The organism is Dietzia cercidiphylli (assembly GCF_039531545.1).
In the GTDB taxonomy this organism is placed as follows: domain Bacteria; phylum Actinomycetota; class Actinomycetes; order Mycobacteriales; family Mycobacteriaceae; genus Dietzia; species Dietzia natronolimnaea.
Genome location: NZ_BAAAQG010000016.1, coordinates 1 through 12,047, shown reverse-complemented (window position 1 = coordinate 12,047; position 12,047 = coordinate 1). Strand labels below are relative to the sequence as shown.

Sequence of the window (12,047 nt, the reverse complement as noted above, 5' to 3'; positions counted from 1 at the left end):
TGTTCAGGAAGCACTTCGGTCTATTTTCGCCCAGCGATCCGCAGATCCCCGTGAATCACCGGGGCTAGTAGTCCAGGTCGAGCAAGGTTTGTCTCCAGCGAAAGAGGAGGCTCGAATAGCAGAGATTCTCGCAGTAATGGAATCGACCTGGCCTGCATTGTCGGGCTACGCCCTTGCTCACGCGTTTGGCGACCACGGCCAGTACAAAGTTGGCGACAAGAGCGTCCGATACCTACCGCCCGAAGCTATCTCCGGTGACGACCAGGCACGGGTAGTGCTGTTCAAGTCCGCACTGACTACCGGATGGGACTGCCCGCGGGCCGAGGTGATGATCTCCTTTCAGAACAAGGACAGCTACACCGAAATCGCCCAGCTCATTGGGCGGTTAGTCCGAACGCCTCTGGCCAAGCGCGTCGATAGTGGGGAGGACCGACTCAACGAGGTTGCTGCGTACCTGCCCGGATTCCGCACGGAGCATGTCGCGCGCGTCGTCAACGCCCTCACTGAGGAGGAGACCGTAAAGGTTGACATAGTGGTCGCTCCCGTCGTGTGCACAAGGTCGGCAGATGTGCCCGCCGAGTTGTTCGATCTGCTCGACAATGTTCCGTCCTACACTCGACAGAGCGCATCGTTCAGCTCGCGCACCGCCCAGCTGATGCGCTTGGCCGCGACGCTCACCGAACACGGTCTCATCAATCAGGGTTCGGTCAAGGCAAAGCAGTGGATCGTCGACCAGATGCGTGCTGCCGACGGACAGCGCAGCAGCGAAATCGACGCCAAGGTTGAAGACATCCTGTCGCTGAACATCAGCACCACGATGGTCGCCTATGGCGAAGCAATCATGCAGAGCGTCGGCAAGTCCGCCACCCCGACTAACGAGCGCGACCTAGAAGGTTACTTTCTGAAAGCGAAACGTCTTCTTCCGGACGGCTCAGCTAACTGGTATTACAACGATCTCTGCGATCGGGGCGAGGACGACCTCGACGCCTCTGCCCGATTGGCCGCAATGGCGGACCTGGGGTTCAAGACGGTGGTCGAGGAGCAGGCAGCAGCCCTCATTGACAGCTGGCGCCACCAGCATTCCGCCAAGGTGTCGGCGAAACCGCGCCATATCCGAAACCAGATAGAACCGCTGTGGCACCTAGGTGACGCGCCGATGCTGCCGACTACGGTCACGGCCCGTGATGCTTACCCGGCGGCGACCGAGAGGGTGCGTGGCACGACGGTGGAGCCAATTGGCACCTACCCATCGCATCTCTATGTCATACCGTCGGGTAAGCCCGACGCTGGCAAGTTCCCCGTCGACACCTCTCGATCCTCGTGGGAGAAAGAAGTCCTCGACGCCGAACTCAACTCGAGCACACTCGTTGGTTGGTACCGCAACCCGTCATCTGGACAGCACGCGTTGGCGGTCCCGTACGAGTTCGGCGACAAGCACCAGCTGATGCACCCCGACTTCCTGTTCTGGCACGACGACGGCGACAGCGAGTTCGTAATGGACATCATCGACCCTCACCGCTTCGATCTCGCCGACACCTCAGCCAAATGGTCGGCGTTGGCTCGCTACGCCCAGACCCATAAAGACCTCATTCGCCGTTGCTTGGCCATAGCAAAGATCGGTGAATCGCTGCGGGCTTTGGATCTCACTGCCGAAGGAATAGGCGAACGCATCGCCGAGGCAACGAATCAAGCCCTAATTGAGGCGATCTTCGTTGCTGAGGGGGTTTCGTATCCGTGACAGTCTGACTCCCATATTCTGTTGACGAGCTCCGGAAGCCAGTGCGATATACCCGCCTCACCCAGGTTTGCAGCTCGCGTCAGTGGACGGCGGCGGGGTGAACCCATGAGGCCACTGCGCGTCGGGGAGCTTCCACTCCGGAGGGGTCGGAAGTGGGTTCGGGTGTTCCCAGCACACCCCGGTCAGATCTGCATCACGCAGATCTGTGCCGCTCATGTTGGCCCCTCGGAGGTCAGCGCCTACTAATGACGCACCAATCAGTTCTGCATCTGAGAGATCCGCCTGGTAAAGGTCGGCGTTGCTGAGGTCGGCACGAAAGAAGTTGGCACCGCTCAGATCGGCCTCTCTCAAGACCGCGCCGTGCAGGTCGGCGGAACCCATCCGCGCGCTGGCGAGGGTCGCACCTCTGATGAATGCGCCGCTCAGGTTCACATTATGCATGGACGAGCCTGCGAGATCCGCACCGTTCAGACTGGCACCGGACAAGTCGGCCCCATAGAAATCTGCGTTTCGCAGATCAAGACCGCCCAGGTATTGGTCCCGGAGGTCAAGCCAAGTGAAGGGGCGGGGAAGGAGCGGGTCGGTCGATGATCGCTCGCGGACGAACGTGAGATTGGCGGCGCGGAGTTCTCGGTCGGCTCGGGCGTCGTCGATTCTTTGCTGAGCGACAACAGTCCAGTAAGAAGTGGTGCCACCGACGATGATCCCTACGATGCCTGCGATGAGGATGTCGCGTACCCACCAGGTGGGTCCGGTTTGGGGTGGTGAGCTTGATTCCTTCGGCGGTTTCACGTCGTTGTGATGACCAGCGAGCTGCCGGCGGCGCCGCGGCCTCTGGGGTGGGCGCATGTAGTGAGAAATCGGAGACCACCTTTCGCTATGGCCGGATAAGAAGCACGCACTAAGTGTTGGGCAGATAGCGATACACCGAGGTGCGGTGTATGCCGAAGTACCGGCCGAGTTCGGCGGCGGTGTAGTCGCCGGAGGCGTGCATCCGACGTAGCTTCTCGGCCTCGATGGGGGAGAGCTTGTGCTGTCGGCCCTTGTACTTGCCCTCGGCTTTCGCTCGGGCCACGCCCTCGCGTGTGTGTTCGCGGTTCATGGCGACCTCGAACTCGGCAGTCATCCCAAGCACCTGGAACATCATCGCGCCCATGGGATCAGCGGGATCATATGTCGCGCGTCCGACGGTCAGGGCCGCGCCCTTGGCGCGGATCTCGTCGGCGATGTCGAGCAGATCGCGCAGTGAGCGTCCAAGCCGATCGAGCTTGGTCACTACGAGCTCGTCACCGTCCCGCAGCTCGCCCAGGGCGCGGTCGAGCGCCGGCCGTACGCGCCGGCGACCGCTCACCCCTCGATCCAGATGGATTTTCTCGGGCGAGACTCCGAGAGTGATGAGGGCTTCTCGTTGCGTCTCGACGTTCTGTTCCGCGGTCGACACGCGCCCATATCCGATCTTCACGCCGCAAGTGTCGCATATGACCGTGTTGTGTGCTCATTATTTGCACTACTCGTAAATACGACACCGGCACGTAGCGCCGTTAAGGTTCGAGCTGCGCGATCTTCCAACGCATGAGGGCTCGTTGGGTGTCGCGCTAGGGATTAACTAATGCGACACCGTATTTAGGCAACCTGTCGCGAATCGCGACCCAAGTTGATAATAGAATCGAAGTGCTGTTCCACGGGAGTGGACTAGGTCAGGTATTCAGGTCGGTCGTAACGAGGTAAATCCATTTCCGGAATATTTGGAAGATCAGGGATTAGTCCATGAGCGAAACTCAATACATCGGGCGATGCCGACATGTGATTTGGAATGCTGAAGGAATCCCCTCTGGGGGCTATTTGTCCATCGGCGAGACACCGTAAGCCTGGAGCTCCCTTAAAAAGGGCTTCGAACTCGCGAATCGACGAACAGTACTGATTCAAATCGGGATATGCGTATGGTCGCAGGAACCGATTCAGTCCCGCCAAGCCAAGAAGAGATTGAACGACCATTTCTATTATGAGCGGGTCGTCTTCGAGCTCTCGCAGATCTCGCTTTAAGCTGCTGTTAATTCTCTGGCTGTCCAAGAAGGCAGAGCGCTCGAGACGTACCTCGCAAACGCCGATATTTCCCGATGGGGTTGCGCTAGCGGTGGCAGAAAATCGAATGACCTCCATCGTGTCATGGTGCATGATGTTTCGGAGTCGACTTAGGAAGCGGTAGCCAAAGTTTTCATCGTAGAGGCGACTGTATTCTTTCGTCGCTCGAATATGTTCTTCCGAGTTCTCGCCCCGGGATCGTTGAATTCTTTCAAGGCTCTTGTCTTGCTCAAACTTGATAAGTGAGGAAATCGCAAGAAGTGATCTTATAAACTTAGAGGAGAGCAGTTCGATAGAATCGTCACCAGAACCCGGTATCGAACCGTTGGCTACGCGCTCACCAGCATCTTCCACTTGGTTAACAAAGTCTAAGCATGCAGCCCGAAAGTAAGGAAAGTGGCTTCTTCGGAGCAGTGAGTCGAGTGACCACAAGGAGTTCCTGTACTCCTCGTACTTGTCCTCGGAAAGGGTGGTTATCTCGCTCCAGGTGCCGGAGGTCCCCGGGATTCTGGGATCCCCAAAGAGTATTACCGATCGCGAATCGTAGCTGTTCACTCTTTTTCCTTCGAATGGCCTATGCGTGATTGCAATATTGTAGTTTACTTGTACCGTCGCTTGATTGGGCGAGGCTAACGGATCATCGCCATCTGTCCACTTCTTCATTCAGGGTCGAGGAGAGAATAGGCGCTGGGTACGACATGAACGGTTAGCCGTAGTCTCCATTATCCGGTCGGCGTTTGAACGCACAGTCTGTTCGCTTCGCCTGCATCGACGGCCGGTCGTCGCACCGACTCTCGCTGGTTCATTGGGGTACACCCGTGCGGGACGGAACGCCGCCAACGATCGCTGCTGTGTCACAGGGTCTAGTTCGATACTTATGAAACGCCATCCCGTCGGGTCTAGGGTGTATTGATACACAGACTGGGCGAGAGGGACTTCTGATGGCTGAGCGGATCGGGACGTTGCTGAACCGTTCGGGTGATGGCGGCGAGGAGGTGCTCATCGTCAGCCGCGGGAGCGTGCGGACTCGGTTCCGGCGACGGGACGAGTTGGGTTGGAACTTTCGGGTGGAGTCGACGGACTCGGAGAACGTCATCGAGCGGAACCCAAAGCAAAAGCCAAAGCCGGATCCGAAGTCGGCTCGCCGGGCCTCACGCCCGCGTGGGCAGCGGGTGGCGTACGTGCGGGTGTCGGCCGCGGATCAGAACGAGGCGCGTCAGCTCGAGGCGGTAGGGGAGTGCGACCGGGTCTATATCGAAAAGCAGTCCGCTCGCTCGCGTGCCGATCGGGTGAAGCTCGAAGAGTGCATCAGGTACCTGCGGGACGGTGACGAGCTGGTTGTCGCGTCGATGGACCGACTCGCCCGTTCCCTGGTTGATCTCAAGCAGATCGTCGGCGAGATCACCGCGAAGGGCGCGAGCGTGGAGTTCGTCCACGAGCGGGCCACCTACGCCGCCGGAGCCCAGGATCCTCGAGCGGATCTGATGCTTTCTCTGCTCGGGGCGTTCGCCGAGTTCGAGCGAGCCATCATTCGCGAACGCCAGGCCGAGGGCATCGCCATCGCCAAGGCGAAAGGCAAGTACAAGGGACGCAAACGCGTCCTGACTAGTGAGCAGATCGAGAAGGCCCGCGCCCGCATCGAGGCGGGGGAGGGGCCGTCGGCGATCGCCCGTGATCTCGGAGTCGGCCGGTCCACGCTGTACCGCGCCCTGCAACGTCCGCCTACGTAGCCATCGATGATCGGCCTGTCTGCGCTGTTCAGGGGCCAACCTGCAAGGAAGTGGCCGAAACTGGATCGGTGACCGAAGTTCATCTCAAAGGCCGACTAATCTGTCGCGACGAGCGCGAAGCCACCCTTGTCGCCACCCACCTACCGCGTCATGTCGAGCTGACGCGAGCCGAGCAGGGCTGCAGGTCATTCTCAGTGACCCCGACCGAGGACAGTCTGGTCTGGCGTGTCGAGGAGGTCTTTGACGACGCCGCCTCGTTCCGTAGGCATCAGGACCGAGTTCAAGGCAGCCAGTGGGGTGCAGTTACGGCAAGCATCGAGCGCGACTACTCCATCACGGGACTCCATAACTAGGAGAGACTTCTACCTGTCGTGGTGTACACCGTTCTGTCCCCGTTCGGGTTTTGGAGGATGTCGCGTTGGCGAAGGTTGTTGAGGTAGAAGTCGATGGCAGCGACAGCGTCGGGCTCAGCAGGGAATGTGATCCCGGCTTCGGAAAGGACGGTGAGCGCTTGTCCGGTGGTGATCTGCATTCCAGCTGGAGCGTCCTGTACTAGGCGGAGGCAAATGTGTGCTCGCCATAGCGCTGGATCGGCATCGATCGCGCTAGTCAGGGTTGTGCTTGCCCAGGAGATACATTCCGGCACCGCGCCGTAGCGAGCTACGAGCTCTCGACAGACGTCGGAGTTTAACCACGCCTGCCGGTGTTCTGCGCGTTCACGCCGATGCTGCTCGCGAAGCTCGTTGGCTTGCCGTCTTGCATCCTGAATCGCTTTTTCGCGGGCCTGTCTCTGCTGTCGCTTCTCTTCTGCGCGGTCTTGCTGGCGGAGCATCTTTTCGCGAGCCGCCTCGGCTCTGAGTTGAGCGACCTGGTCGAGGTCGGCAAGTACCTGCCACTGGTAGGAGCGGCCTGTTCGATCGATCAAACCAGCGTCTACTAGCGACTCGAGAAAGATTACGAGCGACTTGAATCGCTTTCCCCGGTCCCAGTTCGCACGAATGCCGTGCCGGTTCAGCGTGTTCCAGCAGTCGTCGACCGTGAACACGTGACCGCGTCGGCGTTGATGGATATGCGCCTCATATAGCGCGGAATGCCAGTGTGCCGGGGATGCATGTATTCCGTACGGATGGTCGCCGGACTCGCTGAGCGCCTCCGGTACTTTCCCCCACCGTTGGAGTATCGCTCGCTTCAACGGCGAGGCGTCCCAAGTCTGTTCGTTGGCTTGTACGATCATGGCCCATTTTTCACTCCGCGCTTCACGCTGGCGTAGCTCGGCCGCCTCACGCGCCCGCTGAATAGCTTCCTGCTGACGACGCTGAGCCGAAGCGGCGTCTATTCGCTGCATAGTGGGTGTCACCACTCCGCGAAGAGGGTCGAGGTGACAACTGTTCAGGTCGTCCACTCCTAGATAGGCATTTCTCCAGCGTTCACCGAGCCGAGTTGTCAGATCAGGGTCGCCGGATAGGGTGCCGATCTGGCGAGTGACGGGGTTCACCACGACAGCGTCGCGTCCTGATTGTGCGAGCACCCATGCGAGCGGCGGTACCCGGACCGGGGTGCCTCGGCTGTACTTGGCGGCGCTTGCGTCGACAGCAATTCCGGTGTGACCAAGGAGCCATGCGCAGGCGATACCCTCACGGTCAAAGTCGTCTTGCTTACGTTGCCAATCCTCGGCGCTGAACCACTTGTACTCGACTTCCAGTGCCAACCGGTGGCCGTCTCCGTTCCGCGTGATCAGCACATCTGGGCGTCGGTATAGGTCGCGGTTCTTCACCGTTTGTTCCTCTCTCACCACCGCTCGGCCGACGGTGCAGCCTGTGGCCCATTGGGCCAGCATTGCCTTTGCCGCAAGATGGTTGAGGCTCTCTCCTGGGTGGTCTACGGCAGTGAGATGGAAGAAATGATCGCGTCTGGCGCCCCCGCGCGAGGAGATCGGAGCGTCACAGCCAGGCACAATGCACTCCCACTCGGCTTTGGCGCGTGAACGGACCGTGGCAGCTGAACCTTCCTCGATGAATACTGGATCGCCGCTGGCGCGGTCTCGAGCCCACACTTGGCGAGTCTCCCCGTCGAGGAAGGCGCGAAGTGCCTCAGTGTGTCCTCCCGGTGTCATCGCGAATGAACATCGGCCTGGACCCTCACGACTGAGAGTTGGCCATAGGTAGGGGGTTGCGAACGTGAAATGCCGTGACCGACTAACGCTAGAGCTCGTGCCGGTCCGGCTTTGGCAGCCCTGGCAGCGTCCTTCGCCGGGAGTCTTTCCGTGTTGCACATCGCCATAACCGGGCAGAATAGGCGGCGCATCAGACACAAAGAGAAGACGTGCGTCGCGAATAACCGCGCTCGGCGCGATTCTCCCGTGCGACATGACAATGCATCACTGCAACCAAGTCCGCAGGGCGACTGACTCGTCCGTGAGCCGGTTGCGCTGGGGGATCGTCAAACGCGACACCGCTGTTGACCGCGGAGTGAGGGGCTACATACCAACGGTCACCTTTCGCGCCAGCGTTTCTCGATTGTGTTGGTGGGGGTGTCGCGCAGAGTGGCAGTGGCACGTGCCGATCGGCCGTGCCGGTCGGTTGGCATGTCCAGCACCACGCGCAAGAACGGTTGATGCCGCAGGGTACGACGATGGTCGACCGTCCAGGCATCGTTGGGGCCGAGCTCGGCGCGCAGGCTAACCCGGCCTGATCCATCGACGTAGATTCCAGAGTGATCGAGCACCCGCACACCGGGGCCTTCCCCGTCGATGCCGATCCGGTGAACCTCCAGCGTTGGGCGCAGCGGGCCCCACCCTTCTGCGTCCCATTCGTTGGAGAAGATGCTGAGCGACCATCGGTGGTTCGGGAGCATCGCGCGCTCGGTGGCAGACACGAAAAGGTCGGCCTCGAATGTCGCTGTGTCAGACGAAATGCACGACACCACGGGATCGATCAACTCAAGCGCAGGCGTCCCTGCGTTAGCGACGAGCAGCCTGAGGAGCTGCGACCGGGTGGCGGTGGTGGTGCTATTCGCTTCCCGCCACGGGACCTCCAGCGACACCTGATGCTCTGCGACTTTGACGGCATACGGCGCGCGGTCAGTGGTGAAGACAAGTGCGACCACCGATCCGTCGGCTACTGGGACAACGAGGGTGTCCAGTTCGGGAGCGACCCCGCCAGCGAAGTGCTTCCTGACTTGCGCCCACCAGTTCGAATGTTCGGTGGTCGGCAGAGGTCGTAGCTGGTGGGCGTCCTCGTCGACACCGACAATCCACATCGCTTCGTCGCCGCGAGCAGCGTTACACAATCCAGCAATCTGGCGGGCTGACTTGCGGTGGTCGCCGTACCACTCGCCTTTGCACTCGACGTAGTCGTCTTCGGCCTGTCCGCCCGCGAGCACCCGAGCGACTTGGTCGGCTACACGCGTTTCGACCTGCTGCTTCTGCACACTCCCATCCTAAACGGCTGGACAGTGTAGGGCCGGCGAACTGTCCTAATGTCGACCTTTTCCGATGTCTTTGAAATCGGAGTATGGGAAATAGTAGTGCTCCACGCTCATGGCGCGCAAAAGGCGCCGCAATAATCGCATAGTAACCTGGGCAGGATTACTTGTCATCTCATCGGTAGTCGCAATAGTTTTTCCGATGTACTGTTCGCGCGGGTACGCCGAAAATTCCCCGGGGAACCTCCCGATGTGCTTCTCGACTGGCTCTATCCCGGATAATTGATTGATATGCACCCCGATAGTCCATTGTCCCTGGAACGGGATCTTGTTGTTGGCGAAGTGGGCAATCGATATCAACAAAGCATGCGTAAGTTCGATTGCTGCCCCCGCGCGGAAGACCGCTATTCCGTCGTTTGGATCGCTACTTGAGCCAATCGGAGAAACTGCCGACCCCCCACGGGCGTACCAGCATCCGTCGTCGCCGATTAGCACAGAAAGCTGGTCCCAGTAGTACGCGCTTCTCGCGCTGAGATTGAAGGATGCTGCTGATACGCCGTCCGGATGAGGGACGCGGTGCTGGAGTGATAGCAAACTGGGCGACCATTTCGCCTGATGGGGGACTGCCTCAGAGAACCACTGCAGAAGGTGCCCCTGACCAAGGGTTTCCGTGACCGGCGCGCCGTACGTGGTGGACGCCGGTTCCGCTAGGAAGTTGAAGGCGGGGCCAGTATGTTGAAGTTGTTCGCCGCCAATGACCTTCGCAACATCGTAAAGTCGCTTTTCGAACTTCTCGCTTCGACCTTGCTCCAGCGTTAGCAATCTGCGGACTTCAACATCACTCAAGGGCCGTTTGCCCTCGTCTCCACGCCCCCAATAGGTTCCATCGACCATATGGGGAGCTGACACGGACGCTGGGACATTCACCAGAATAACACCGGTGTCTAGATTGTCGGCGTGTGGGAGAATAGTAGTAACCACGGTAAGCGGTGGATGCACCTTTGCCAGTGCTGTAGCGTCGATCCGCGAAGCTAAGCCATCTATGGGCGTTCCGGTGACGGCTCCCGCCGCGCCCTTTTTGTCCTCTATTCCAATGACCATAATACCGCCATCGACGCTCAGTGACGCCAAGTCCTTAGCGAGTTCCAGGTTTGCGCCCGGACTTTTGGGCGGGACCGCTTTTTTGAGTTCTACCCAGTGCCCCTCGTTTAGAAGCCCGCTCTCCGCCGCTGCAACGACATCTTGAAAGGAGGACGGTGCGAAGCGGGTATTCCCTGGGCCCAGGTAGAACGATTCAGTCATGACTCAAGTATGTCTGGTGCACGATCTCGGTGCCGGGATGCGGCCCTGGTCTGCAATATCTTGGCCGCGCTGGCTGCAAGATGCTGCGCAACTTAGACTGGGTTGACCCGGTCGCGCATTTGCGTTCCTGCAGCGGAGCTAACAGCGGCGCGCTGGCGGACGCCTATCGTTTGTCCATACGAGTTCGAGGCGCCCGCGAAGTTTGCGCGACGCGATCACGCCCGAAGTGTCCGCCGGGTCTTGATCGTGTTTCCCGTTCCGAGCTGGGCAGTCATGTAGACGCCACTGACGTTCTCTTTGAGAACCTCGCGTGAGGCTTCTGCCAACCTCACCGCGTGGTCGTAGCCGAGGAACCAACTGGCATTCGCGCCCGGTTCCAGCTTGTGCGGAAGATCCGGGCCGATCCGCTCACTGATGGGGATGAGCGTCATAACCCCGCCCCGAGGGCGCAATTTGACGCTCTCGATGATAACTGGAGCACGGCCATGGTTTGTCACCTGGATCCCCACGGCCTCAAAGCCGCCCAATGCCTGCTCTCGTAGCCGACGAACGTCGAGTCCCTTTCCGTTGGCGGTGACAGGCCCCGAGAGTGCCTCGGAATGCGATACGAGACCATGCAGAAGGGTCGCCTTAGGCCGACCTGCTGAGAGCAGGTACTGCGCAATCTGCCAACCGATAGACAGCGCTGCCAAGAGGATGGAGAGCGCAGAGATGAGCAGTGCGACGGACTCTGTTTCCATGGTTAGAACGGTAGTGCTCCGCGCCAGCACCCAAGGCAAGGCGAGCCGACAGCGCCTCTCACTAGGACCAAGGCGCTTCAAATGTCGACACGTTCGCCCATACTTTGCGTATGGCGAAACTAGACACCGAATGGGCGACTTCTGAGATCGACGAATTTCTGCACGTCACAGACCAGGTGAGTCCGAGCGCCAGTGGCGGCAGCGTAGTATTTGCTGGGCCAGTCATGCGCGGATCGAAGACCGAAGCATCGCAGAGGGCGCATGTCGTGGAGCAAATCCTTGACCGAGTGCTGCCAGGTTGGTCTCGAGAGCGACCGGAGACGGACGCCAAGTACTCATGGCTTCGAGATCAGGCGTCGAGAGCGAAAGCGGCTCTGGAGCGCGAGGCTGAACTCGCCGAGAAGCTCGGCGACAACGCGCCGGACATGGATGCGGCCAACCTCCACCCCTGGGCCTGGGAAAACGGCCGGTCATACTGGAACACCGGCCACTACCACCAGGCCGTAATGCAGGCTGCGATTCGGATCAACGCGGAAACCCAATCCAAGCTCGAGCGCATGGACGTTTCCGAAACAGCTCTGTTCAATGAAGCATTCTCGCTTAATGCGCCCAAGGCTGGAGTGGCAAGACTCCGTCTAGCCAAGAATGACGGCGGAAAGACGTACGAGAACCTGCACCGAGGTGCCCGCGCCTTCGCAGAAGGCCTCTACGCCGCGATTCGTAACCCCGGAATGCACCTGCCTCAGGAAGATGACGGAGGTGAAGAGCAGCTGGCCTTGGAGCAACTCGCCGCTTTCAGCTTGTTGGCACGTTGGGTTGATCAGGCCAGCACCGAAATGGTCTGAGCGTGGCCAGTGGCCGCCGGCTGGGCGCAGTCAACCCGCCGCTGGGGGCGAGGCCACTTACCCTTGATCCACCGGTATCGAGGTTGCGTGAGTAGGCGCGGGTATGCGGAAATGCCCGCCTACTGGTCAGGTGCCGGGTTCTGTGGTGTCGGGTTCCTGGCGGAGTTCGGGGTAGGCGCTCCAGTTG

Annotated in this window: 11 protein-coding genes; 4 read left to right on the top strand and 7 right to left on the bottom strand. The window is 60.0% G+C overall.

The features are described 5' to 3' along the window. Positions 1 to 1,738, top strand: a 1,738-nt coding sequence (locus ABD250_RS15320) for a phosphate ABC transporter permease (protein WP_344393139.1), incomplete at its 5' end; no start/stop codon positions are given. A gap of 57 nt (positions 1,739 to 1,795) precedes the next feature. Here the strand turns inward: ABD250_RS15320 and ABD250_RS15315 are convergent. The 3 genes from ABD250_RS15315 to ABD250_RS15305 all read right to left on the bottom strand — a co-directional run bounded on the left by ABD250_RS15315 (position 1,796) and on the right by ABD250_RS15305 (position 4,483). Next, positions 1,796 to 2,530 carry a pentapeptide repeat-containing protein gene (locus ABD250_RS15315; protein ID WP_182658731.1) on the bottom strand — a complete coding sequence of 245 codons (735 nt, stop codon included), beginning with the start codon at positions 2,528 to 2,530 and terminating at the stop codon, positions 1,796 to 1,798. A 109-nt stretch (positions 2,531 to 2,639) separates the two neighbouring features. Then, complete coding sequence (locus ABD250_RS15310) at positions 2,640 to 3,200, bottom strand: recombinase family protein (RefSeq protein ID WP_182658730.1); 561 nt, start codon at positions 3,198 to 3,200, stop codon at positions 2,640 to 2,642. 230 nt (positions 3,201 to 3,430) lie between these two features. Continuing rightward, positions 3,431 to 4,483 carry a hypothetical protein gene (locus tag ABD250_RS15305; protein WP_182658729.1) on the bottom strand — a complete coding sequence of 351 codons (1,053 nt, stop codon included), beginning with the start codon at positions 4,481 to 4,483 and terminating at the stop codon, positions 3,431 to 3,433. Positions 4,484 to 4,761: 278 nt separating this feature from the next. On the opposite strand from ABD250_RS15305, the gene ABD250_RS15300 reads away from it, so the two are divergent. Next, complete coding sequence (locus ABD250_RS15300; protein WP_344393137.1) at positions 4,762 to 5,550, top strand: recombinase family protein; 789 nt, start codon at positions 4,762 to 4,764, stop codon at positions 5,548 to 5,550. A gap of 50 nt (positions 5,551 to 5,600) precedes the next feature. Beyond that, positions 5,601 to 5,903, top strand: a complete 303-nt coding sequence (locus ABD250_RS15295) for a putative quinol monooxygenase (protein ID WP_338404203.1) — start codon at positions 5,601 to 5,603, stop codon at positions 5,901 to 5,903. On the opposite strand, the gene ABD250_RS15290 is transcribed toward ABD250_RS15295, so the two are convergent. The 4 genes from ABD250_RS15290 to ABD250_RS15275 form a co-directional block, all read right to left on the bottom strand. After that, complete coding sequence (locus ABD250_RS15290; protein ID WP_241730697.1) at positions 5,900 to 7,663, bottom strand: competence protein CoiA family protein; 1,764 nt, start codon at positions 7,661 to 7,663, stop codon at positions 5,900 to 5,902. The two genes, ABD250_RS15295 and ABD250_RS15290, sit on opposite strands and share 4 nt — an antisense overlap. A 377-nt stretch (positions 7,664 to 8,040) precedes the next feature. Continuing rightward, entirely contained in the window at positions 8,041 to 8,979 is a 939-nt protein-coding gene (locus ABD250_RS15285; protein WP_182658896.1) for a hypothetical protein, read from the bottom strand. A gap of 45 nt (positions 8,980 to 9,024) precedes the next feature. Beyond that, complete coding sequence (locus ABD250_RS15280) at positions 9,025 to 10,275, bottom strand: AlbA family DNA-binding domain-containing protein (protein WP_182658895.1); 1,251 nt, start codon at positions 10,273 to 10,275, stop codon at positions 9,025 to 9,027. A 215-nt stretch (positions 10,276 to 10,490) separates the two neighbouring features. Beyond that, positions 10,491 to 11,015 (bottom strand): phosphoribosylamine--glycine ligase, encoded by a 525-nt coding sequence (locus tag ABD250_RS15275; RefSeq protein WP_182658894.1) that lies wholly within the window; start codon positions 11,013 to 11,015, stop codon positions 10,491 to 10,493. A 110-nt stretch (positions 11,016 to 11,125) separates the two neighbouring features. Here ABD250_RS15275 and ABD250_RS15270 point away from each other — a divergent pair, with 110 nt between their 5' ends. Continuing rightward, entirely contained in the window at positions 11,126 to 11,860 is a 735-nt protein-coding gene (locus ABD250_RS15270) for a TIGR02391 family protein (protein WP_182658893.1), read from the top strand. Positions 11,861 to 12,047 lie beyond the last annotated feature (187 nt).